The organism is Symmachiella dynata (genome assembly GCF_007747995.1).
Lineage (GTDB): Bacteria > Planctomycetota > Planctomycetia > Planctomycetales > Planctomycetaceae > Symmachiella > Symmachiella dynata.
In genome coordinates, this window is sequence record NZ_CP036276.1 from 2,344,672 (window position 1) to 2,367,772 (window position 23,101).

A 23,101-nucleotide genomic window follows, 5' to 3' on the forward strand; every position below is an offset into this window, starting at 1 on the left:
TCTCCGTGATCTCAGTGCCTCCGTGGTGAATAAATTATTTCGCGACACTCACTCAGGATATTCAACTCATGATCCAGCGTATTGCTTTTGTGCTATTGCTCAGCATGCTCACCACTCCGCTTCAGGCCCAAGACGATGACCCGTTGGGTGGGGCGTCGCGGCCGAATCCTCAGATGGTCTTAAAACGGGGCGGACGACAGTACAAACGTAACCACCAATTTGCGCTGCGGCTGATTTTGTTGGACCGTCTTGAGGAAGCGGAGGAACTGCTGCAGGATTTCCTGAGTGCTGATCCGGGAGATCCGGAATCGCACTATATGTTGGGGCTGCTCTATGCTCAGCAAGAGAAGACCGAACAAGCGATCACCGAATTGCGCAGAGCGGTTGTCTTGGGCCTGCCACCGGGGCGCGTGTTGGCTGGACCGCGAGAGTTGATTAGTACGTTGCAGGAGGATGCGTTCTTTGACGTATTACGAAAAAGCCTCGCCGGCGTGCCGTTGCACGGTCCGCTGGTGGGGAACGTCACCGACCATTCAGCCGCCTTTTGGGTCCGCACTGCCGAAGCCGACAAGGTGATTGTTACGTTGCGGGAACAAGCGGATAAAGCGGCGCCGCTGCACAGTGCCGGGACGCTTTCGAAAGCGGACGATGATTTTACGGCTGTCGTCAATGTCGATGGTCTCAAAGCGAATACTGTTTATTCCTACGAGGTGACTGTCGGTAACCACCCAGCAGAACTGACCGAAGACTCACCGCAATTCCAAACCTTTCCCGCTCCGGGAGAGGCCAGCAAGTTCAAGTTGGCCTTCGGCGGCGGCGCCGGTTTTGTCCCGCCGCACGAACGGATGTGGGATACGATCGCCAGTTACCATCCGCTGGCGCTATTGCTGTTGGGCGACAATACCTACATCGACGACCCTGAATCGGTCGAGATGCAGCAGTATACCTATCAGCGGCGGCAATCGCGGCCGGAGTATCGTCGACTAACGGGGCGGACCGCCGTGTTTACGATTTGGGATGATCACGATTTCGGCACCAACGACTGCTGGGGCGGACCGCTGGTCGACAAGCCCGCTTGGAAACGGGACAAGGCCTGGAAGGTCTACAAACAAAACTGGCCCAACCCCGGTTTCGGCGGCGGACCGGAACAGCCTGGGTGCTATTATGCATTCTCAATCGGCGATATCGATTTCGTCATGCTCGACTGCCGCTATTACCGCACCACGGCAAAAATCGACAATCCCTCGATGCTCGGCCCGGTGCAATTGAAATGGTTCGAAGAGAAACTGCTCAAATGCCACGGCAAGTTCAAGGTGATCTGCTCCTCCGTTCCCTGGGACTTCCGCACCAAGGGAGACAGCCTCGATACCTGGAACGGTTACAAGCAAGAACGCGAGAAGATCTTCCGCATGATTGAGGACAACAACATCCCCGGCGTGGTCCTCATGTCCGCCGACCGGCACCGATCGGATGCCTGGAAGATCGAACGGGCAGGGGGGTATCCCTTCTACGAATTCAACTCCTCCCGCCTGACCAATCAACACGTGCACCCCACGATGAAAAAAGCAGGCGCGATTTTCTCCTACAACGCCAAACAATCCTTCGGCCTGGTGACATTCGACACCACGCTCGACGACCCGACCGTGATGTATGAGGTGATTAATATTGATGGGGAGCGGATTGATGGGTTGGCGGTGAAGTTGAGTGAGTTGCAGTGATGCTTTCGCGAGAAGCCATATTTTCATTTTTATAGGAGGACACCTACACATGCCGGTTGAAAGCGTTCAGGTGACAGGTGGTTTTGGCGACATGATGGTGTTTTTTGTGTTTGTCGTCGGCGTGCTGACGTTCATCGTCAATTTCAGTTTTGCAGCAGGAGTCTTTCGGAATGCCGAATATCTGTTCAAAGCTGAACGGCTGAATTTTGTGGGACCTTGGATGTGGTTTTTCGCAACGCTGTTCGGCGGGGTGTTCGTCGCCGCCGTGTATTGGGCGGTGCACCACTCGCGGCTAAATCCCGTTATTTCTCTTGGCGAAATGAGCCAAGTCCAAGATCCAGAATAGTTCCACCAGGGGAGCCTGAAAGGATCTTTGTGGGCCACCCGCGGTCCTGTCAGCTTTAGAGGCCAGGCCATGTCTGAATGGATGAATGGGTTTGATCTTCTTTTAGCGTTTTCGTTGTTTTGTCAATTTGCTATTGGCGTGTGTCTTTATAATGCTACTGATAATATGAAACTGGCAATTTGGTATGTTGTATTGGCGGCGATTGGACTTAGCCCGTACCTTTTGATGGTTATTTATGAAGATACGCCAATTAGTGCCTTGTTCGTTGATAAGGCAAGCATTGCATTGATTATTCTTGGCCCCGTTGTGTATGGGGTGGCAATATTAATTCCACTCGTCCATGTCTTTTCCAAGACCAACACAAGAGAAAATTCTACAGAGCCGAATCCATCGAGGAGGAAGGATATATCCAGCGCGCTGATTCCCTTGTTTCTCTTTGGGGCTTGCTTGTCGTATGTCTGCTTGTTCTTCGAGTGGATCAAAATATTGGGAGGTTAGACAAGTAACTGTGTGCGCTGCCTGAAATATTCTGCTTTCGGGGCGGCGCAGCCGCTGGAGAGGGGCAATCGCATTAACACGATTGAAGCAAGCGACGAGGAGAAATCCCGGCGACTCCTGCCGGCTTCGTCGGCCCACAAAGAATCTTTGTGGGCCACCCGCTCACGGGGACCGGCGCAGTCGCCGTTGTGGCGCAGATCGATTCGTCTCGCGTCCAATTTTCCATTTACCTTCGCAACCACAAATCCGTCGCGTTAGAATACGAAGCGGAATGATTGATCCAATCCAACCGTCCCAGTTTCGTCCAGCCATACGACATCGTGAAAAGGAAACCCCTGTGACTCACTCCACTCATCGTTGCCGCTGTTTGTGTCTGTTGTTGTTCGCGATTGTTCTTACCGCACCAGCGGTCGTAAACGCGGACGTTACCGTACCGCAGTTTTTCGGCAACCATATGGTGTTGCAGCGGGACAAACCGGTGAAGCTGTGGGGGTGGGCGGACAAAGGGGAAAAGGTTACCGTCGCATTGGGAGAGGCGCAGCAGGAAACCACGGCCGACGACGATGGTCGGTGGAGCGTTCATTTTCCCGCACGGCCTGCGTCGCGGGAACCGGTGGCGATTACGATTCAGGGCAAAGATTACAGCCTCGCATTCGATGACGTGTTGTTCGGTGATGTTTGGATCTGTTCCGGGCAATCGAATATGGAATGGCCGGTCACACGCACGAACGATGCGGAAAAAGAAATCGCCGCCGCCGATCATCCGACCATGCGACTGTTCACCGTCAAGCGGGCCAAGACCGACACCCCGCAGCGCGACGTGACAGGATCATGGGGAGTCTGTTCACCGGAGACGGTTCCGGGTTTCTCCGCCGTTGGATACTTTTTCGGCCGGCATCTGCAGAAGCATGTCGACGTGCCCATCGGCCTGATCAACAGTTCTTGGGGCGGGACTCCGGCGGAATATTGGACCCCGACTTCGGCCTTTGAACACGACCCTCAGCTGAAGGTGACCAGCGACAATGAACACGCCAAAAACGTGATGAGCACTCCCAGCGTGCTCTACAACGGCATGATCGCACCCCTTGCGGGACTGTCGATTCGCGGGGCGATTTGGTACCAGGGCGAATCAAACGTCCCCATGGCCGAACATTATACGAAACTGTTTTCCGGCATGATCAAAGGTTGGCGCGAGGAATTTGGGCAAGGGGAGTTCCCGTTTCTATTCGTACAGATTGCCCCCTGGGACTATCGAAAAATCGCAGCCTGGCCGGCCGGCGGTGCACCGATTGTGCGTGAAGCTCAGCGGAATACCTTGGCCGTTCCGAAAACAGGCATGGTGGTGACGACCGACATCGGCAATGTCGAGGACATTCACCCCACCAACAAACAAGAGGTCGGCCGTCGCCTCGGATTGGCGGCGCGGGCGATTGAGTATGGGGAAAAGATTGTCTATTCCGGCCCGATGTTTAAGTCGGTCAAGTTTGATGGCAACAAAGCGATTCTCTCATTCGATCACATGGGTGGTGGACTGATGGCCAAGGGAGACAAACTGACGCATTTCCAAATCGCCGGGCAAGACGGGGAATTCGTCGATGCGGAGGCGGTGATCGAGGGAGAGACCGTCGTGGTCAAAAGCGCGGAGGTACCCAAGCCACAAGCCGTCCGTTTCGGATTCAGCGACGTCGCAGAACCGAACCTGTTTAATAAAGACGGCCTGCCGGCATCGCCGTTTCGCACTGACGACTAACGTTGACCTCAGTGTTGGAATGCCTGCTAAAAAATACTCGCGCAGAGACGCAGAGCCGCAAAGAAAAAGAAAAGTTGTATGAATGCTTAACGACGCGCCGTAGTAATTATTGGTAAAGTAGCCATACCAAAGAACGAGGGGCCTGTTTTTTCTTCTCTCTGTCTCTGCGTCTTCGCGTCTCTGCGCGCAATTCTTTCTTCATGAAACTCAAACAACGAAACGAATCACATGCCGGGACAATTAGCGGGGCTCGATTTTGTTGTACTCGTCGCTTACCTCGGCGGAACGTTGTTACTCGGTTTGTTCCTGGGGCGGGGGATGCATACCGGTAAGGATTATTTTCTTGCCGGACGGAACCTTCCCTGGTGGGTGATCGGCATGTCGCTGGTCGCTTCGGATATCGGTGGCACGGATATCATCGGTGTCGGCGGCGCCGCTTATTCCTACGGCATGGCGGTCGGCAATTTCGAATGGATCGGCTGCATTCCCGCGATGCTGATTGGGGCCTTCGTATTCATTCCCTTCTTTTGGCGATCAGGTGTCTACACGATTCCGGAATTCATGGAGCGTCGCTACAACGCCGCTGTCCGCGCGGCATTGGCGGTCTGCTGGCTGGGTTTCATGGCCTGCAATTTGGGAATCATGTTGTTCGCCTCAGCCAAGATGATGAACGGCATGTTGGGGCTGGAGTTTTTGCCCGCCGACTATCAGACCTTGGCCTACATCCTTCTCACCGCTGCCCTGGTCGGCGTTTATACCTATGCCGGCGGATTGGCGGCGGTGGTCTATACCGACACGATTCAATGTGTGGTGATGATCGGCGGTTGCCTGTTGGTGGTGGTGATGGGCATCAACGAATTCGGCGGCTTGGGCCCTCTGCGAGATGCCGTACGCGAGAACGAAGCCCAAGTGCGACAGGCCCAGATTGCTGAACTTGAAGCGGCGGACCCAATCGACGAGCGGGAATTGCAACACTTAAAGAATGCCGATCCCGATCATATCGAACATACGGAATTGATTCTTCCAGTCGATACCCGCAGCCCCTTCCCCTGGCCGGGCATTTTGATCGGTCTTGCGATGGTCCTTTCGCCCGCATACTGGTTCGGCAATCAAGCCATCGTGCAGCGGTCGTTGGGCGCAAAAAGCGAATTCCAAGCCAAGGCGTCTTATGTCTCCGGCGCGCTGCTGAAAAACCTAATTCCAATCATCATCGCCGTGCCGGGCGTGATCGCTTTTGCCAAATTTCCCGAACTCAAAGACGCCGATACAGCGTTCCCGACGTTGGTGGCCCATTTGTTGCCCAGCGGGCTGCGAGGATTGTTCCTGGCTGCGTTTTTAGCGGCACTGATGTCGAGCGTCGATTCCTACCTCAACTCCGCTGCCACAATCATCACCAACGATTTTTATATGCGTTTTTACAAGCCCGACATCAGCGATGAACACGTGTTGAGCGTGGGACGCGTAGCCACCATCGTGCTGCTCATCTGGGCGATTGGCTTTGCCACGGCGGTCAGCTTTATGGAGGGGTCTGGGATTTATACGATCTTCCAAACACTGATGGCATTTTTCCAAGGACCGGCACTGGCAATTTTATTGTGCGGTGTGTTATGGCGACGGGCCACCGGCAGCGGCGCATTCGTTGGTTTTGTGACCGGCGTCGCCTTTTCCGTCACGTTGTTCACCTTAAACCAACAAGCCGTCTACACCGCGCTGGGAATCGAACCGCTGTTTCAAATCGCGGATCCGTTTTTATACTTTTCCGTCTGGGCATTTCTGGTCTCGCTAACAGTGATCATCATCGTCAGCCTCTGCACCAAGCCGGAACCGGACGCGAAGATCGCCGGCTTAGTCTATCAACGACATCTCCGCGCCGCCGAGAAGAAGGATTGAACCGATGACACCGCTACACCACATCGGCGATTTTTTTCGCGATGCGCTGCTACAGATACCACTTCCCGCAGTACGCGTACTGTTTGTCGCCTTACAGGTGGCCCTATTGATCTGGATCCTCACCCTACCACGAGAAGCGACCAGGCCCCCCGACGGCAGCGGCGGCTGGGCAGCAAACCTCAAAATCTGGGCCGCACTGGCGATTTCCGTGCAAGTATTGGTTTACAGCGTGTTGTGATGCCAACTGGCCCCCCCAGCAACAAATTGCATTGAGCCTTGGGAAAAATAATCATGGGGTGGCAGCGATTGCCAACGGCAATCGGTGTGCCGCAGGCACAAGACGCAGCAGTTTCAGCTGTCCCTGCCAACGAGATACTGCTCGATTAGGAACGCGGAAATTGCGGCTTCTTGCGGGCTACACCCGCCCCGATTGCTGCCACAATCGCGGTTTCCCCGAACTCTTTGCCCAGTGAATACTTTGATCAGGACCCGTTTCGCAGATGCAATTTGTTGCCCAGGGATCGGGAATGCCTCCAACATGGCCTTGGCCGAAGGCCATGTTCAACCGCACGTTTCCGGTTGAATTTGCGATGTGAATTTGGCCGTTGGCCAAAAACCGGCGCACGATGCACCTCAGCCTGGGGCGTTGCCCCAGGCTGAGGTGGAAAGAAGGCCTTCGGCCAAAAAGGCTGACGATTGTCGCACGCATTGTGTGGGATGGGGGGGCGCTGTGATGGGACGTAAATTTAACACCAATCGTCCCGGTGCAGAATTGGCCAAAGGCCAATGGACACCCCTCCGTTCGGGGATTCAACGATTTAACGTCACAAATACGGTCAGGGCTTGGCTATTCCACGTCACAAGACCATCGTCATATTCTCCTTCGACGTAGCGATCCGTGGCAATTGAAACCAACTCATCGAACTTCTTGCTTTCGTACTCCTCGAAATGCTGAAACTCTGGATGACACGTCAAGCAATAGCTTCCCAAACAATTGCCTTTAGCATCACTCACGGTCATACGGATTCCTTTTCCCCATTTGAACGAGAGTTCCGAGAAATCCAAAACCTGTCGTTGACCGTTCTTGTCGATGCCTATTTGTCGAGCCATCGTTTGTCGCCATCTTCCGCAGCGAGGAATATCGTTTTATATTCTTGGTCGCGGTCGTTATTCCTCAACAATAAACCCGTAATACCGTCCCATGTAATACGGCAACAAAAATGACGTGCCGTCGGCCAAGCTTGTTCCGTTGCCGCCCGCATCCAAGTTCCAGACGTCCTTGTTCCAGTGTTCGACAAAATGTTCGTCAATGGGTAAGGTCACGCCGGTCCGCAAGTAGCCTTTGGGGTTCTTCCACCAATATTCAAACCAGCCGCCCTCGATGAATTGGATGTCCTTACGATGGCTGTTTTTGTAGCCCCAACGGAAGCGGTCGAGTGGGTAGCGTTTTAAGGTAAACAGCGCATCCTCTAGGCAGGATTGCGGCGTTTTTCGTTGATAATCCCCGGTCTCGATGGTGTCCCAGCAGGCGGCAAAGATGTAGTTGAACAGCGGATTCCGTTCTGCTTCGACCAGCTTCCAATACGGCATCATCGAAATCAAGTAGTGCATCCGTAAATTGGGATCGTCTTCGTAGTTGATCAGTCCGTAGTACGCCATGAAGGCCATTTCGTCGTCCGATTGGTTGCCGGTGCCAATACCCATTTGGCGTTTGGCGACCAGCGCGTTGGCGGCATATTGCTCGTCATCAATCAGTTTCATGTAGGCTTCTTGATACTTCTCATCACCCGTGACGTGTGCAGCCACCTTCAGGTATGACAACACGCTCAAGGAGTTCATGCCGCGCAGGCCGGTGGAAAAGTCGAGATCGCGGTTTAATTCTTTGGGGCTGAAGCGTCCCCACCGCGTCGGTTTTCCATCATGGTCGACCATTTGAAAATCGTGAGCGATCAGATGGTCGGTCACGCGGGCCGTGACTTCCTGGACCATCGCTTTTTCTTCGTCGGTTTCAGCGACGAGGTCATAATACAGGCCATACAGGAAATAGTGGCCGTCTAATTCATCGGAGCTGATATCGGTTTTCCAGTACCACTTGCCGTCGGCGCTGACCGGCCAGCGGGGCTCGAGGACTTTCCAGAGTGGATCTTCTTTTTGTTTACGGAGGTCGTTCTCGCGGTTGTCGTGATCGTTAGGATTACGGCCGTCGATCGGCAGCACCGTCCGCGCGGGAAATCCGGGCGGGGCAGGGTGCTCGCCCCCTTGAGTGATGTCGCTGAGGAATTTCATAGCCAACATCGCTTTGTTGGCGCGCTCTTTCGATTTGGGATCCTTGGTGGCCGCGTAGGCAAAGCATTCAGCCGCGCCGTACATCGACGTCCACAGGCCATCGTTGTCACTATCGCGTTGCGTAACTTTGGATTTGTCACCCGGTTTGTCCACGCCGACCGACAACACGAATTCATAAGGCGTGCGGCGGTGGTATTTATCGATTTCTTCTTCAAAAAACTTCGCTTTGTCCGCCAACGAGGTCTCGACGCGACGAATGCGTCCGACGCCGTCTGCTGTCGCGAACCATGCGTCTCCGTTCGGAGCGACCGCGACGTCGTGAATGTCATCGGCAGGCACCCAACGCTTTCCTTGGCGGTAGGACCATACGCCGTCCAGGTAACGAATCGCACCAATCTTGGTGCCGAACCAAGTTCCGGAATTGCCTACCGCTAACGCTGTGAAATCGTCGTAGGGAAGTCCCTCGACTCCGGTAAAGAGTTGCCATTTTCCATCGCTCCGCACACCGGCGCCTTGCGGGCAGGCAAACCACAATTGGTTTTTCTCATCATAAGCAACGCCGCGAACCTCGATTGGCGCCCAACTATAATTTCCCGCCGCTGGTAGAAGTTTATTCCACTCCCCTTGCTGATTGCGCTCATACAATCCGGTTGATGTTCCGACCGCTAACTCGCCGGCCGTGCTGACTGAAGTCGCATAGACTGCCGTATCAGGGGACGCCAAGTTGGCGAATTTTTCAAACGGTCGCACTGTCTGTCCGTCGGCGTAGAAGAGGCCCTGTGTGGTCCCCAGTAACAGGCTTTTGCGGCCCCCCAACCACAACAGTTCGTTACCTTCATCCCATTCCGTCGGCAGCGACAACAACTTCGAAATGCGGCCATCTTTATCATATTGCATGATGGAACCACTCATCTGAAAAACGGCTCCGTCCCCCCAAGGCGCGACGCGTGTCACGGCCTGTGCGGCATCGGAGAGGGGGTGGAATTCGTTCCCCAACAATCGCGCCAGTCCTTTGTCGGTTGCGGCTAACACTGTTCCGTCAGCTGTGACAGCGACGCTGTCAACCGCGTCAGATGGCAAACCATTATCAGTATTGTAGAAGCGGCGCTCGTCATTCAGAAACTGCCCGACCTTGATGCCGCCCAGCCCTTTGTTGCTATTGTGCTCTGCCGAGACCGTCGTCGCGGTTGAGACCGCCACCGCACAAACAACGGCCCATCTCAGCAGCCAAGGACTCGATTTTGACACTGCTTTACGCAACATTGGCGGGTTGAGCGTGGTGTTTTTGTGCATGGTGTATTGGCCTTCTGTACCTTCAAGTTGTTTCCAACAAGTCGTTTCCAAACCCTCTGACGCGGAACTCCAAGTTGCTAAAGCAAGCGTAACGGGGATTTGAAACTGGATAAAGCAAAGTGAATGATGACATCCGTTCAAACAGGAAGCCCCTTGAAAATGGATTTCAGGGGCTTGGTGAGCAAGTAACATTGCGGAAAGAAGTGGTATCAAATGCCGGGACCGTTGCTGGCACGCTGGTTTTCGAGACCCTAGGCAATCAGTCCCGGTGACACGGAAAACACCGGGATTTCAAACCTTTCAGACCGCTGGTTACTTGGCAGTATATGTTTACGGATAGGTCGATGGAAACACTCATCGGAATTTTTTTCTACTCGCCTCCCAAAGTCCATCCAAGAAATCTGCACTCGGATAGGCTGGAAAATCCCTGAGCGTGCGGTCATTTTGCCGCTTTGTCATGGGCTTTATGGAATGGAAAATTCCTTGAGCCTATTCGTCGTCGTTTCAAAAGCGATAGCTCGCCTGGACGGTGAGGCCTTGGAGGAGCAGGTCGTTGTTGTGGGGGCCGGTGGCATCGTCGAAGATCTGGCATTGATTCAGCCAGTCGTTGAGTTCGTAGCCGACCGTGGCCGAGCAACAACGGTAGTTCAGCGTAATGCCGACGATGGCTTGGAAGGCGACAGCGCCGAAGTCGCGATTGGGAACATCGATGATTTTTGTCGACTGTGCAGCAACGCCGTTTTCAATAGTCGTGATCGAGGTCACGTCACTGATATTCCAATGCCCTAGCAAATAAGCGGCGTAGAAATTGGCAATGCCCAGGATTTGAAGATCTTCCTCTTCCCAAACAGTGAGCATCGTTTCCACACCGACCTTGGGACCGATGCCCCAGAAATTGTTTTTGATGTTCTCAACAATGTGTTCCTGGACGGTCGACCCCGGTCCCCCATACTCGGCTTGCAGCGCAGACTGAAAGGATTGATCAATCCAACCACCGCGCAAACCGGTGACGGGCCGGATGGTCAGCGAATCGACAGGCATGAACCGTTTGCCGATATCCCAGTCAAACATGTTGTAGCGGATTGACGATTCGATTTGCCCTGTTTCAAAATACAGCTGTGGCGCGGGAGGTTGGGCTTGTTTCGCCCCCAAAAACGCGCCCGTCAGATAGCCTGACGCACTGTCCGAGGTGTCGACGTTGAAATGCGTGTAGTAAACCTTGGTGTCCCACTCCCCTTCCAAGCCGCCACCGACCCGTAGTCCCGGCGTCCAGTCATAGGTGAGCGTTTGGTAGTCGACGTATTGATTCGAGGGGTCTCGATTGGTATTCAGCACCCAGTCGACCGGTTCGGTCGCATGCCAATACAGCATCTCAGCGAAGAGGTGTTTCTCTGCGCGAGCAACCGTTGTCGGCATGAGACAACCGAGAATTAGAATGAGACAGCAATACCGCATGTGAGACCTTGTAATGTCAGATCGCCGTGCATGGGAAGTTGTTGAAACGTGGTGAGTCGTTGCTGGTTGGCCCACCATTGCAACTCATATCCCGCACGAGCGGTGATGTCGACGTTGCCCTGCCAAGCCCATTCGCAACCGAGAAAATAGCGCAGCATCAACGTTCCCAATTGGGAATCCGTTAAGTCGGTCGAAAATGCGCGGTAGGAATCCAGTGCGGGTTGAGGATCGGTCCGTTGGTAGGTGTCGTGGACGTTCCAGACGCCGTACATAAAGGCGGCGGAAAAGGTCCCGATGACGCGTAAGTTCTCACAACGCGGTACGTCCCATCGACCTTCCATGCCAAAACTGGGACCGATGCCACGAAAGTCGTGGTCCACGTCTTCAGTGGCTGCCAAGAACAAAAAGGGATCGGACCAATGGCTGCGAATCGTTTGCCGAATCACGGCGCCTTTCACTCCCAACGTGGGATAGAGTCGCAGTGAGTCGCCAAGCTGCAATTCGTGCCCGACCTCAAAGTCGAACGTATTGAGCGCCAATTCCCAATCGATGGCGGCATTGGTAAACAGAAACGCGTCTCCGCTGGCAAAACCGCTGAAGAATTCCGGAATGACAAGTTGATCTTCCGAGGTGAACGCAGCACGGTCGGATGTGACGTAATGCGTCCAGTACAACTTGGCGCTCCAGGCGGAGTCATCTGTTTGAAACTCCAATCCGGTGCGGAGACCCGCGTTCCAATCAAAATCGATATCAGTCGGCGAGAAGGTGGTCGTCGGTCCGGTCTCGGGGCTGTCACTCAATGAAACGGCACTGGCCCACACGGAAGAGGTTTCTTCCGAGGCGCGCCACAGCAAAGCGTCGGCGAACGGGGTCAATCCGTCGGCGCGCGCCGTGCAGCAGGCGAGGATCACGATCAGAAATGTCGCGTGACGGACCATCAGTGTCGTTTGTCCTAAAAGTTCAAAGACAACTCGAAAACGCCGCCATGCAACGACATCAAGTTGTTGAGGCGACCCATGTTGTAGGAATAAAATTGCATCTGATTCAGCCAAATTTGCGCTTCATATCCCAGCCGCAGGCTGGTGGTGATTTCAGAACCGTATTGGACCCACTCCAGCCCCAACACCCCCCGCGCCATCGTCGCCGCCCCGGTAATGGGATCCGAATTGATGTCGACAACTGCCGGCGTGGGATGTGCGGTCGACGTCGGTCCGTTGTTGCGGTATTGGTCCTTGAACGTCCACCGTCCATACATGATCGCGGCGGAGGGACTGGCGAAGATGCGGAGTGAATAGTCGGTTTCGCAGACAATCGGTATTACGGCATTCACGCCCAGCGAAGGGCCGATCCCCCAGAAGTCCTGTTTCAATTCTTCTTCAGCTGCGGTGAAGAGGTACGTTTGCGACGACGTATTGATTGGGCTGCTCCAATTGGAATGGATCGACTGATCAATCATGGCCGACTTCAAACCGACGAATGGTCGCAACGACAGCGAGTCGCTAATCGCAAATTCTCGCCCCAGTTCAAGGTCGATCGAATCAAACCGAAAGTCCCAGTCGACCGAAGCGTTACTGTAGTGGGGGCCGAACGAGGTTCCATCCGGATTGCCAACGTAGAAGTTCCCCAAAAAAGCGGAGTAGACTTCGCCGGTGGCTTGATTGGTCGCATTGGTCCCAAAGTGTGTGTAGGAAACCGACAGATCAAAATCGCTGTCAGGAGGCTGGTAGGCCGCGCCGATACGAATCCCGGCTTTCCATTCAAACGGCGCATCGACCAGCGTGGCCGTTCCGTACGTCGTCCCGATGCCCAGAGGCGTGATTTCTTGCGCCCAGTTTTCCGCGCTGCCTTCGGTGACTTTCCAAAACAACACCGCGGAGGAAAACGTGATCGTTCCGTCATCGTCCGGAGCAGCACACACGGCAGGACCGCATCCCGGCGGTATCCCATAAGAGAGTTCGCTCGGTTGTGATCTGGGGACGGAGAACGAGACCTCACTCGTTGGAAGCTGTGGTCCAACCGTCGCAGGCTGAGCCCAAGCCGCCTGTGGAAGGATGAATAAGCACAGGAACAAAGTCCGCATCGGATGTTCAATCCACACAACGGGTGAGTCGCGATGAGCATCGCGGTTTTGATTTGTAATCTCAAAACAGACAAGAGAGAATCCGGCTGCGCGAACGGCACCCGGCGCCGTGTCTCATAACGGCGTGGCTCCGCGATGTGCCGTTACTCTTTACGTTATCGGCAAACTTTGCGCAATTGATTAAGTCGCCGGCAGAGACTTACTCTTAATTTACGCAGAAATTCCTAAAACGGAATGAGAGTAAGGGGCATGAGATCCCCCAAACATCCACCGGCCATGCGTGTGGGGTCGAGGTTCCTGGGGGTGGGCAAAACGCAGCAAGGGGCCAATTTAACGGATTGCGGATTCAAACGAGGTATCGCATGGCAATCCCTCAAACTTTGTGCGCAGTCGATGCATGACGCGCGACTTGGCTTTGCGCACCGAGTTCGGTTTCATCCCCAATTCTTGGGCGGCAGCCTCGCTGGTCCAACCTTCAATGGCCGTCAACTGAAACGCTTTCCATGTTGTCGGTTGGAATTCAGTCTCGACCAAATCCAAGCATCGCGACACAAGTCCGCTTAGCTTTCCAGGGACCTTGGGTTCATCGAATTCGGCCGATTCGACCGCAGGCAATTCCGCCATCCACTGCGCTGCATTCGAACCGCCAATGGCTTTGGGAACGCGCTTTGCCTTACGGAAGTGAAGATGGATCTCATTCCGAGTGATGGTCCACAGCCAGCCGCGAAATGATCCAGAGTTCTTCTTTTTCTCAAAGGCATTGATGTGGCGTGATACGGAAGTCAATACGTTTTGTAACGTGTCCGAGGCATCATGGCTTTGCAAACCGGCGCGCTGGCACCAATGATAGACCAACGGCGCGTAAAGTTTGGAAATTTCTCGCCAAGCTTCTGGGTCATCAGCTCGGGCTCGGTCCAATAGGCTCAAGGATGTTACCTTGTCGCTCATTACGTTATTTGCCTAACAAGAATGCTGCGTGGTTGTGAGTACTTTGGCAATTGGTGAAGCTAACTGCATAATGGCAAATCAAGCACCGTTTATGCAACCAAAGCATAGACCAAGACCGCCTGTTGACCAACAACGCATTCCATCTCAAATAAGCAGCTCAGCAGTGGCGTTTCCCGTGGAATTAGCATTCCCATGGCAAAGAAATTCACCATCTCCCCCAGGTTCGCAATGCGTTTGTCGGTCGCGATTTTCACAAAGATCCAGAGGTTCTAAAAACCGACTTCAGTGTCCAGAACTTTTTGCTTTGGGGAAATGTGGAAGCCGCTGAGACTCCGCTTCAAAGAATCGCGACGAGCTGCTACACCACGGACACGATAGGCGACGGTACTCTTGGACCGCCAAGTCATTCGACTGCGTGCGTGTTGTCTCCATCGATCTTGTAGATGTAGATCGAATAACCCGCCTTAGCAATCGGCGTGAAGTTTTGGAAATCCGCATATGCTCCCTGTGGCGCCCGCCAGGGATAACCGCGCACGTAGTTCACGCTCACCGCGTACCAACCCGGCTTCAGAGCGAACTGTTCACTTGAGGATTGTTTGTTGTCGTCGACTGGCCGCTTCCTCGGAATGGCTGTGTATTCGAGACCTAGGTCAGCCGGGTCGTAGTAACCATAATAAGCCAGATGCAACGGCTTGGCGTCGGGATGCGCTTTCAGCCATGACTTGAGATGCAACAGATCCTGGCCCCAATCGACGTTGCTATTGATTAAGTGCGCGGGTCCTCCCATTGGGCCGCCGGCGAGTTCGTTAAAGTAGGACAGGTTGTGGGGGTAAGTCCACAAACTGCTCGCCACAGACCAAAGCACCGCTGCAGTGACCAGGCCGCTTTTCCAACTCCATCTGCCGAAAACATTGGCGACCTGCGAGACCCAAACAAACAAAAATGGGAAGCAGGGGAGAACGTAGCGAAAGTGGTGACTGAAGCCGGTCTGCGAACTGACCAGTACAAAAACCACCACCGCCGGCGCGAGCAAGACAAACGTATCGGCGAAACGGGATCCATCATCCCGGCGACGCGCTAAGATCGAATTGACAAGCGCCAAAACAATCAAAGCCCACGTCCCCAGTGGAATTTTAATCGCGGCAGCATAGACGTAGTAGTACCACCAGCCGCGCTGCTGAAATGTGCCTCGCAAATAGGATGGACTGGCAAAGTCTTCAAAGTCTCGTTTTTGAACGTCCATTCCCAACACGTAATCTTTGGGAAACGGTACGGGCACGTTTTTCCATTGGGTGTCGGCAAAACGGTTCATGCTGTCGGACTCTTTACCATCCGTACCTTGCAATAGAGCACTGACGAACTTGAAATCTCCGAGCTTCGTGAAAGACCCTTCAAAGCCGTAGCCTAGATTGATCACATAGACAGCCAGGACCAGTTGCATCATCAATTGCAAGCCTTGAGGCAACCACCGCTGCCTCGAGTCATCGGATCTGCGGTGGGTCAGTTTCCAGAAGACCCACAGGAGCGGCCAGAGGCCGAATAAGATCACCCAGGTAAACTTGGTCAGTTCCGCCAGTCCAAGCAACAATCCTGCAACGACAGCGCCCCACCAAGTCGGACTTTTCAGCCAGCGCCAAAAAGCATAACTGACCGTGATCCCCAGCGATGTGGCTGCCATATCGGGCGTGACCAACTCAGCATGCGCCAGGATATTCGGTGAAAAACACCACAGCACCAACGCCAGCAATCCGGCGGCGTTGCCGTACAATTCTGATCCCCAGCGAAAGCAGAAGTAGCCACCCAACAGGCTGAACGGGATGCCGGCCCAGCGTGCCAGTGTGAATAGCCAAATGGAACGCTCCCCATTTGCTGTGATAAAATCTTCGCCGATATTAAATACCGGCCGAGCGCCCGGGGCATCGTTGAAATCATTCCAGTCCGTTTTCACATCCGTTGCGAGCAGGGGGAGAGCTGCCACCATGTGCGACAGCGGAGGATTCACGCGATACAATTCAAACTGCCCGAATTGCCAGTGCCTCATCCCGGCAACCAGATGCCCCGGTTCGTTAAGCGTAGGACTATGCCGCGTCGCCGCATAGGCGAGCAAACCAGCCTGGACGATTAACAAAACAATCACCGCCACCCAAACAGGGCGCGGATAAGCGACGCTAGTTGTAGTCGCCAGACAAGTTTCCGATTCGCCAAGCGACTCGCCCACTGTTGATTGCCTTCCACTGTCGTTTTGCAAAATAGTTCTGATCGCATGGATCTGCCGAGCCGCACCGAGGCACACACGTTGCTCCTCAACCACAGTATGATCCCCCCATCACGTTTCCGCTACCACCCGCAACGCCGTCTGCATTGCGAATACGCCATGCCGAGCTCTAAACCCATCTCAAGAATCTACGAGCCTCGTGACAGTCGCTGCCTCAGCAAATGGGATCGCCGTCAAATCCATATCAAACACCTGGATGTCACTGAGCAAACCTCTACGATCCGCTCAGCGATCTGGCCGCAGCCGACGTCTCCCTGGGCGACACGACTACCGGGGCAACGCAGACCGCTTGGATGTTCGCCGATCCGGGCGGCGTGATTCGTACGGTCGGGCGTTATGACACCGCCAACAGCGTTTGGTTGCTGCAGCATCGGTTGACCGATGAGTTCGGGAATCTGTACGCTCTGGTCGGCGATGTGGCAGGTTTGGCGGATGCTTATCACACTCAAGGATACTTCATGACCGAATATAACCAACGCCCGCTTGCGGTTCGGCTGTTGTTTGTTGCGGTTGCCGTCGTCTGTTTCGGGCAGGCGTATCGCATTGCCGCAGCGGTTGGTGGCCGTGCGGAGGCGGCTTCTGTCGCGCAGGCCTCGACAGTCTCGACCCCGAGTCTGCCGCGGTACGTCGAAAAACCGATCGAAGAAATTCGGGCCGGCGACCTCGTCTTGGGTCGCAACGAGGTGACCGGTGAACTTGCTTCCAAGCGTGTTGTCCGGACGTTCCAGCGCACTTCCGACCACATTTGCGAGCTGACAATCCGTTCAGCGTCTGGCGGACTGCAGACGATTGAAACGACCGACGAACACCCGTTTTGGGTCGCCGATTCGGGTTGGGTCCCCGCTGCCGAACTGAGCCCCGGCGCCAAGCTGCTCGACAGCCATGGCGGCACATCAACGCTCGTCGCCAGCACACACATTCCACGCTCCGACGGGGTACCGGTCTACAACTTCGAAGTCGACGACTGGCACACATACCACGTCAAAGCAGGCCACGCCACCGGCCCACCGTTGCTTGTCCACAACAACTGCGTCAATCCATACCACGCACGGGCACCCGGTGGCGGTGTGTTCGTGGATCTGGATACGTCGCTTGGCGGTAACGCGGGAGCCCCAAACAGTGCAGCGAGACGCACTGTCTTCCATTACACGGATGAAGCAGGGCAACAGGGAATTCTTTCGTCGAAGCAGTTGAACGCTTCAACCAAAGCTGCGAATCCGAAGGACGTTCGGTACGGAAACGGACAGTACGTTTCTGACTTTGTGCCTGGAACGAAAACTCCGGCGCAGTTGTCACGAGAATTTCTTGGACAACCGTTTCAGGGGCGAAGGTTTACGCATTACGTCGAAATCGACGTGACCGACCTGAACGTTGTGAAGGGGCGGAACGGTGTCTACGTCATTCCGAACGACACACCGCTCGACATCTCAAGCCGAGTCATCAGCAGCGGGAAAACGCCATGAGCCAAGCAAGGTCATATCTGCGCGTTGAGTGGGTTCATGACTTCGCAACTGAGCCAGTGATGCTCTACTCGGAACTCGACGACGAAATGTGGGAACTGCGCAAAGTCGAAGTCTTTCGCAACGGAACGGCTGGCTGCGCCGATCAGAACGGGCGGACAGGTGACACGAAACTGTCCAAAGAACCGTTGCCATCAATCGAAGAAATCGGCGCGGACCCACAGTTCAAGCCTGTCGAAATCGGCGCCGACGAGTTCGAGAAAATATGGACTCAATACGCGTCTTAACAGACCGCCCGGATTCATTACTGGAAGACGTGGAGCCAATCGTGCCCGTGGTCATTTGCTTGGCGATCAACTTGGTGGTTCGGGCAACGAGGTTCGCAATCTGGATACGTTGGAGCAAAACGCTGCAAACTCACCTGTGATGCGAGGTTATGAGGCAGCGATTCGTCAGGCTGTGGAAGGGGGCAGATTGTCGATTCCACCGTGACCCCTCTGTACAATTTCACTGGAAGGATTCCACATGGTATTACTTTAAATGCTCGCGGTTCCGGTGGATTCCGGCTTGATGTCACGGTTTTGAACCCTCCAGGCATATAACAATGTGTGTGATAAAGAATCTATCAGAGTTGATGCCCCCACCGGTAATACCATTGGAAATACCGTCTGATGATGACTGGAAGCGGTGTAAGCGTGATCTAACTAACCTCCCCGACGACTACAAAGACTTTCTTATGCAATACGGCTCAGGCGTTGTGGATGATTTTTTAAGGGTATTCAATCCTGCCGCTGAGAATGAACATCTTAATTTGATATCACAGGCAAAGATCATACTTTCAGCACTTGAAGAAAGCTCAAGAAATTTTCCAGATATGTTTTCTATGCCAAGCTATCCGGCTACAAATGGCTTTCTACCGTTTGCTAGTACAGACAACGGTGACAACATCTTCTGGGTAGTTAACGGTCAAAATCCAAACCTATGGACGATTGCCGTCATGGGGCCTCGAAGTCCAGAGGTATTTCGCCACGAATCTGGTTTTGTTGAATTTTTGGTTGCGATGATTCGCTCCGATATCCGCTGCAAAATATTTCCGTCGGACTTTCCCGATGCTCCACCAATATCCTTCGTTGCTACTCGCGAGTGATGGTCGAAATGATGTGCTCGGTCCAAAAATAACGACGGACGCAAACTGAACCCGCAAGGGAGGTGTAAGCGAAAATCCCTGCAAAAACCGACTGCAAAAATAACGTGTCGACAACGAAGACGTGGCGGTTACGATATCCGCGCGGTTCAAAAACAATGGCGGACGTAACTTGAACCCGCAAAGGAACAACAATCAAGAATCGCCGACCAGAACTGACCGCGGGTGGCCCAGAAAGATTCTGCTTTCTGGGACGACGAAGTCGGCACGAGAGCGTCACAGCGAAGACCCGATTTCCCATAGCGGTTTCCCACGTCTACGCCGCCCCGCGGGGAGGGAGTCTTGGGCTGATTTTGTAGTACACTGGCGGAGTCAGTGGCACGCGTGCGTCCGAGACGGTCTCATAAGGAAGAGTTTAGCGATTGAGCAGAATCCTGGCTTTAGGGCAGTACTCGAATTTCCAACCACTGCTGCTCGAAGAGAGGCTCAGCAGGTTCTGAGACAACTTAACATTACAAATATCTCAACGCGAGTAAGGTGATTAGTTCGATGATTCAAGCGAGGTTTAGGTTTAGAGCAGTAGAAGGACAGGAAGTCAGAGATCGGCATTCTGATGTGATTCGCAACCTAGCGTTCGTGACTTGGCTCTGGGAAATCTTACCCAAAGATGTTCAGATTTCGTTGAGTGGTGAAAGTGCATCATGTAGCTTGAATCCCTATTTGAAAGCCAACATTAAAGGTGCCATCAGTTACGCAGCAAGATACTCTCAAGGAATGTCAGATAAAGCTATTTTCGATGATGTCCTCACGTTGAACCTGGAGGAAAATGCGATACACTACGCGCAATTCTCCGGATGTATATTTGAGGATATTGTTAAGGCTTTTGTAGCTTATCGAGCGACTATTATTCTAGACCTGGACCTCGACATAGATGATTACGAAGATATTGTCGAGCTTGCCCAGAAAACTGGTAAAGATATTGATGGCCGAGACACTGTCTATCGCTTCAACCCAATAAACTACTTCGATGATCAACTCTGCCATCGTGCGTTCGGATTCGGTGCAGAAGAAGTTGTCACCCGACTCGATGGAGAAATTGAAAGAGCAGTAATCCAGGAGGGTGGCGCGTTAATCATTGCAACAACAGACTTAGTGGATCGAGATAATCTCTACGCCTTGCACAATCACATAGCCAGCCTGTTGGGCATTGAAGCTACAAACTGAACAGCACTCGCGGGTGGCCCAGAAAGATTCTGCTTTCTGGGACGACGAAGTCGGCAAGAGAGCGTCACTGCGAAGGCCCGATTTCCCATAGCGGTTTCCCACGGCTACGCCGCCCCGCGGGAGGGAGTCTCGGGCTGATTTTGTAGTACACTGGCGGAGCCGGTGGCACGCGTGCGTTCTGCGATTGGACGATTCGTTTTACCCGTTGCCACCAAGCTACTTTGGGAATTAGGTATAGCCGTGTTGGAATTACTGCGATCACTCGGAATGCCAGACTGGCTTTTGCGTTGTGCTTCAGGAGAGATTATTCCTCCTGAATTCACATTTGATGTGCCTTGCAGCTTGAGCTATGGGTTGCCGCCCGCAATCTTGCCGGTTTGGTCGAATTCAGCCGGGCCAGACTACATTGGAGTGCTGCATCACTGGTTTGGGGATCGTGAGACAACTTTCGTCAGGTATCACACTGAGACGAAAAGGTTCACCGAACTAGCACGAACCTCTGACCAGCTAAGAATCTGGATTGTTTTTGACTTTCTTTGCAATGTGCCAGATGCCGAAGAAGTTGCTGAATTTGCGAACTCTACGGGACTGTGCCCAGAAGATGCGGTAGAAGATTTTTTCAGCGAGTACCAAGAGGACGATGATATTGCACAGCATCCAGCATTTAGAACTAGTTTGCCTTTTCGCTTTGTGTCAGTTGGTGGTGAATACACTGGCGACTTTCCGTTTGGAGCAGTAGCCCTCAGGCGTTATTGTGAATTTGAAGTTACAGATGAGATGGCTGCTCAATCGTCAGACTTGCCGCCCTGGTTTGACAGCGTGTGCAAGCCTGAGTTATTCACGCAACTACTGAAGTCTAACGATCTGGAAGGTGCGTGGTTCTGTTTGAATTCGAGCGGATGGAAGTCGTCTGAAATGAAACCAGCGATTCAACAGTTGGCATCACAAGCCAACATTGCTGAACTTGAATTGCTCTCGAAATGGCTATGCGAAAACGTACCGGAAGACTCGACGTATTAGGAGTGCTTCGGCTTTCGCATCACGATCTTCGCAGGCTGAACCGGTTTGTGTGGCACAAAGCGTGCCGGTTGAGCAGGCTTCCACGGCTTGAACGTGGGCACGCCTGACGGCAGTGCTTTCGGCTTCGGCTTCAAGCTCTTGTTGAACGCTGAATCCTTCGACAGCGGATTCAACAGCGATATGCCTTTGAGTCGGCCATCGGTGTTGAGCAACACCGCGCGGTCCAAAAACAATGACGGACGTAAGCTGAGCCCGCAAAGGAAGTGCAAACGAAAATTCAGAGGGAAACTGACGGCAAAAATAAACCACCGATGAGCATTCGATAACACAATTCGAAAGTTTTCCAGCGGCGAGGCGCATCGGTAGCGTAAACGATCATGTTGGGGAAGCTGCGATTCCTCAGCATTGCCAATGCCATTCAAGTCTGTCGGGATGAATGCTGCTTGCAATGGAGGTTGATCGCAATGTGACTTAAGCGTCTCAGCTCGGAACGATTTTGGTGCGTCCCTCCCACTCTCCATACTCTGCGGTTGGCCTGAAGCGCAGTGTTGTGAACTCGAAGTGGAAGTCCTTTCGCTGACGCTCCACCATTGCATCAGCGTGACGTGCGGGGCGAGGTACGCGGCTCTGCCCGTGGACCATGTCGCCCATTTCTTGCAGAGAATTCCACACAGTGAAGGTCGAGACTGTTCGAGGCAGTCTCATCGCTGCGATCGCCAAGGTCGTACCTGGGTGGTCTCGGACTAGCTCTTCGACAGGTTTGCCCCATCGAATGAAACGCGGCACTTGTAACAGTTTTAGACGAGCGAGGGTCACTGCAACCACCGGTGCGGCGGGATCCTGTTCTCCAACACATTCAGCTAGACCGCCAAATTCACTGACCTGTCCCCAACGACGCTGGAAAGCCATTCGCACATGCCAACCGGTCGCCAGCTCTCGGCCAAGTTTGGCACCGCCGAGAAAATCATCAATAGCCGCTTTGCTCTCCCATGCAGCGAACATCGCCAGATGGTGAAGTTGCATCCGAGCAGGTGAAAGGATCGGCGCACCGAGCGTCATCTTGGCCATACACTCTGCGTGAATCAGCCCAGGGATCTGCTGACCGCTTGGTGAGCAACAAAGAGCCCCGGCCGTGGTGCGAATCTTTGTTTTTGCAAGATGGAAGGTAAATACGGTCATAAATTTATTGCCACTACTGAACGAAGAGAACTCTAGGTCTGGCAGCAGTTCTCTCAGCGATTGAATCGAGCCACGCTTTGGGTCGCTGATGGCCTGAACCGTGATTTGGAATCATGATTAACGCCAGGCAAGATGTCTAATTCCCACGATTCTGTTTTTCCATCCTGACGCAGTTGTGGTATCGCTGACCGTCGAATCGGGAGCGGACTGAAATTTCGACGCAGAACAACAAAACCTGCGATCTGCGGGCAGCCTCTTACCCCGCAAAACTTTCACTACATCAGGCTCCGGCTGAAGTTGTCGTAGCCCTGCTAAGAGAAGGTCAACTAGGGCGAGGCACAAGAAGCAGCCTAGAAAGGAGCCCATACTCAGTGCAGCAATGGGAAAACGGGCCGGGAAGAGCAGGGCGGGAGGGTGTTAGCCGTTGCTTCGAGCAACCTCTGTTTACACGGAAGTGCATCGCATCAGCCGTTTGCTGCCCTGGAGCCGTTCTTTAGGAGGTGGGCTAAAGATGTCACAAACCCAGGCGGGAACG

At 53.7% G+C, this 23,101-nt stretch carries 20 protein-coding genes; 12 read left to right on the top strand and 8 right to left on the bottom strand.

What is annotated here, in order from left to right; all coding sequences use genetic code 11:
* Positions 1–68 precede the first annotated feature (68 nt).
* From Mal52_RS09005 to Mal52_RS09030, 6 genes are all read left to right on the top strand, one after another.
* Entirely contained in the window at positions 69–1,718 is a 1,650-nt protein-coding gene (locus tag Mal52_RS09005) for an alkaline phosphatase D family protein (protein ID WP_145375532.1), read from the top strand.
* Between the two features lie 49 nt (positions 1,719–1,767).
* Positions 1,768–2,064, top strand: a complete 297-nt coding sequence (locus Mal52_RS09010; RefSeq protein ID WP_145375533.1) for a hypothetical protein — start codon at positions 1,768–1,770, stop codon at positions 2,062–2,064.
* Between the two features lie 69 nt (positions 2,065–2,133).
* Complete coding sequence (locus tag Mal52_RS09015; RefSeq protein WP_145375534.1) at positions 2,134–2,562, top strand: hypothetical protein; 429 nt, start codon at positions 2,134–2,136, stop codon at positions 2,560–2,562.
* Positions 2,563–2,899: 337 nt separating this feature from the next.
* Positions 2,900–4,312 (top strand): sialate O-acetylesterase, encoded by a 1,413-nt coding sequence (locus Mal52_RS09020; protein ID WP_197534767.1) that lies wholly within the window; start codon positions 2,900–2,902, stop codon positions 4,310–4,312.
* A gap of 228 nt (positions 4,313–4,540) precedes the next feature.
* Complete coding sequence (locus tag Mal52_RS09025) at positions 4,541–6,202, top strand: sodium:solute symporter family transporter (protein ID WP_145375536.1); 1,662 nt, start codon at positions 4,541–4,543, stop codon at positions 6,200–6,202.
* Between the two features lie 4 nt (positions 6,203–6,206).
* Positions 6,207–6,440, top strand: a complete 234-nt coding sequence (locus Mal52_RS09030) for a hypothetical protein (RefSeq protein ID WP_145375537.1) — start codon at positions 6,207–6,209, stop codon at positions 6,438–6,440.
* A 572-nt stretch (positions 6,441–7,012) separates the two neighbouring features.
* Here Mal52_RS09030 and Mal52_RS09035 read toward each other — a convergent pair.
* The 7 genes from Mal52_RS09035 to Mal52_RS09065 form a co-directional block, all read right to left on the bottom strand.
* A complete protein-coding gene (locus tag Mal52_RS09035; protein ID WP_145375538.1) occupies positions 7,013–7,312 on the bottom strand; it encodes a hypothetical protein in 300 nt (99 codons plus the stop codon).
* A 57-nt stretch (positions 7,313–7,369) separates the two neighbouring features.
* Entirely contained in the window at positions 7,370–9,781 is a 2,412-nt protein-coding gene (locus tag Mal52_RS09040; protein ID WP_145375539.1) for a ligand-binding sensor domain-containing protein, read from the bottom strand.
* A gap of 504 nt (positions 9,782–10,285) precedes the next feature.
* A complete protein-coding gene (locus tag Mal52_RS09045) occupies positions 10,286–11,197 on the bottom strand; it encodes an Lpg1974 family pore-forming outer membrane protein (RefSeq protein WP_145375540.1) in 912 nt (303 codons plus the stop codon).
* 14 nt (positions 11,198–11,211) lie between these two features.
* Complete coding sequence (locus Mal52_RS09050) at positions 11,212–12,174, bottom strand: Lpg1974 family pore-forming outer membrane protein (protein WP_145375541.1); 963 nt, start codon at positions 12,172–12,174, stop codon at positions 11,212–11,214.
* A gap of 14 nt (positions 12,175–12,188) precedes the next feature.
* The gene (locus Mal52_RS09055; RefSeq protein WP_145375542.1) at positions 12,189–13,154 is read right to left on the bottom strand and encodes an Lpg1974 family pore-forming outer membrane protein; all 966 of its coding nucleotides are present in this window, start codon (positions 13,152–13,154) and stop codon (positions 12,189–12,191) included.
* A gap of 492 nt (positions 13,155–13,646) precedes the next feature.
* Positions 13,647–14,264 carry an RNA polymerase sigma factor gene (locus Mal52_RS09060; protein WP_145375543.1) on the bottom strand — a complete coding sequence of 206 codons (618 nt, stop codon included), beginning with the start codon at positions 14,262–14,264 and terminating at the stop codon, positions 13,647–13,649.
* Positions 14,265–14,667: 403 nt separating this feature from the next.
* Entirely contained in the window at positions 14,668–16,392 is a 1,725-nt protein-coding gene (locus tag Mal52_RS09065) for an ArnT family glycosyltransferase (protein ID WP_231962572.1), read from the bottom strand.
* A 440-nt stretch (positions 16,393–16,832) separates the two neighbouring features.
* Here Mal52_RS09065 and Mal52_RS09070 point away from each other — a divergent pair, with 440 nt between their 5' ends.
* From Mal52_RS09070 to Mal52_RS09095, 6 genes are all read left to right on the top strand, one after another.
* Positions 16,833–18,002 (top strand): HYD1 signature containing ADP-ribosyltransferase family protein, encoded by a 1,170-nt coding sequence (locus Mal52_RS09070; RefSeq protein ID WP_145375545.1) that lies wholly within the window; start codon positions 16,833–16,835, stop codon positions 18,000–18,002.
* The gene (locus Mal52_RS30190; protein WP_145375546.1) at positions 17,999–18,286 is read left to right on the top strand and encodes a DUF6881 domain-containing protein; all 288 of its coding nucleotides are present in this window, start codon (positions 17,999–18,001) and stop codon (positions 18,284–18,286) included. The genes Mal52_RS09070 and Mal52_RS30190 overlap by 4 nt, the downstream gene beginning before the upstream one ends.
* Before the next feature lie 16 nt (positions 18,287–18,302).
* A complete protein-coding gene (locus Mal52_RS30460; RefSeq protein ID WP_420824947.1) occupies positions 18,303–18,491 on the top strand; it encodes a DNA/RNA non-specific endonuclease in 189 nt (62 codons plus the stop codon).
* Between the two features lie 142 nt (positions 18,492–18,633).
* The gene (locus Mal52_RS09085; RefSeq protein WP_197534769.1) at positions 18,634–19,146 is read left to right on the top strand and encodes an SMI1/KNR4 family protein; all 513 of its coding nucleotides are present in this window, start codon (positions 18,634–18,636) and stop codon (positions 19,144–19,146) included.
* Between the two features lie 546 nt (positions 19,147–19,692).
* Positions 19,693–20,367 (top strand): hypothetical protein, encoded by a 675-nt coding sequence (locus Mal52_RS09090; RefSeq protein WP_145375548.1) that lies wholly within the window; start codon positions 19,693–19,695, stop codon positions 20,365–20,367.
* 171 nt (positions 20,368–20,538) lie between these two features.
* Positions 20,539–21,387, top strand: coding sequence for a hypothetical protein (locus tag Mal52_RS09095; RefSeq protein WP_145375549.1), 849 nt, complete (start codon positions 20,539–20,541; stop codon positions 21,385–21,387).
* Between the two features lie 480 nt (positions 21,388–21,867).
* On the opposite strand, the gene Mal52_RS09100 is transcribed toward Mal52_RS09095, so the two are convergent.
* Complete coding sequence (locus tag Mal52_RS09100; RefSeq protein ID WP_145375550.1) at positions 21,868–22,566, bottom strand: hypothetical protein; 699 nt, start codon at positions 22,564–22,566, stop codon at positions 21,868–21,870.
* Positions 22,567–23,101 lie beyond the last annotated feature (535 nt).

What these genes read in the sequence shown, in the direction of transcription:
- Mal52_RS09025 (WP_145375536.1), top strand. Translation starts at nt 4,541, where the DNA reads ATGCCGGGACAATTAGCGGGGCTCGATTTTGTTGTACTCGTCGCTTAC.
- Mal52_RS09035 (WP_145375538.1), bottom strand. Translation starts at nt 7,312, where the DNA reads ATGGCTCGACAAATAGGCATCGACAAGAACGGTCAACGACAGGTTTTG.
- Mal52_RS09060 (WP_145375543.1), bottom strand. Translation starts at nt 14,264, where the DNA reads ATGAGCGACAAGGTAACATCCTTGAGCCTATTGGACCGAGCCCGAGCT.
- Mal52_RS09040 (WP_145375539.1), bottom strand. Translation starts at nt 9,781, where the DNA reads ATGCACAAAAACACCACGCTCAACCCGCCAATGTTGCGTAAAGCAGTG.
- Mal52_RS09050 (WP_145375541.1), bottom strand. Translation starts at nt 12,174, where the DNA reads ATGGTCCGTCACGCGACATTTCTGATCGTGATCCTCGCCTGCTGCACG.
- Mal52_RS09090 (WP_145375548.1), top strand. Translation starts at nt 19,693, where the DNA reads ATGATTCAAGCGAGGTTTAGGTTTAGAGCAGTAGAAGGACAGGAAGTC.
- Mal52_RS09010 (WP_145375533.1), top strand. Translation starts at nt 1,768, where the DNA reads ATGCCGGTTGAAAGCGTTCAGGTGACAGGTGGTTTTGGCGACATGATG.
- Mal52_RS09045 (WP_145375540.1), bottom strand. Translation starts at nt 11,197, where the DNA reads ATGCCGACAACGGTTGCTCGCGCAGAGAAACACCTCTTCGCTGAGATG.
- Mal52_RS09100 (WP_145375550.1), bottom strand. Translation starts at nt 22,566, where the DNA reads ATGACCGTATTTACCTTCCATCTTGCAAAAACAAAGATTCGCACCACG.
- Mal52_RS30190 (WP_145375546.1), top strand. Translation starts at nt 17,999, where the DNA reads ATGAGCCAAGCAAGGTCATATCTGCGCGTTGAGTGGGTTCATGACTTC.
- Mal52_RS09030 (WP_145375537.1), top strand. Translation starts at nt 6,207, where the DNA reads ATGACACCGCTACACCACATCGGCGATTTTTTTCGCGATGCGCTGCTA.
- Mal52_RS09085 (WP_197534769.1), top strand. Translation starts at nt 18,634, where the DNA reads ATGCCCCCACCGGTAATACCATTGGAAATACCGTCTGATGATGACTGG.
- Mal52_RS09015 (WP_145375534.1), top strand. Translation starts at nt 2,134, where the DNA reads ATGTCTGAATGGATGAATGGGTTTGATCTTCTTTTAGCGTTTTCGTTG.
- Mal52_RS09005 (WP_145375532.1), top strand. Translation starts at nt 69, where the DNA reads ATGATCCAGCGTATTGCTTTTGTGCTATTGCTCAGCATGCTCACCACT.
- Mal52_RS09070 (WP_145375545.1), top strand. Translation starts at nt 16,833, where the DNA reads ATGTTCGCCGATCCGGGCGGCGTGATTCGTACGGTCGGGCGTTATGAC.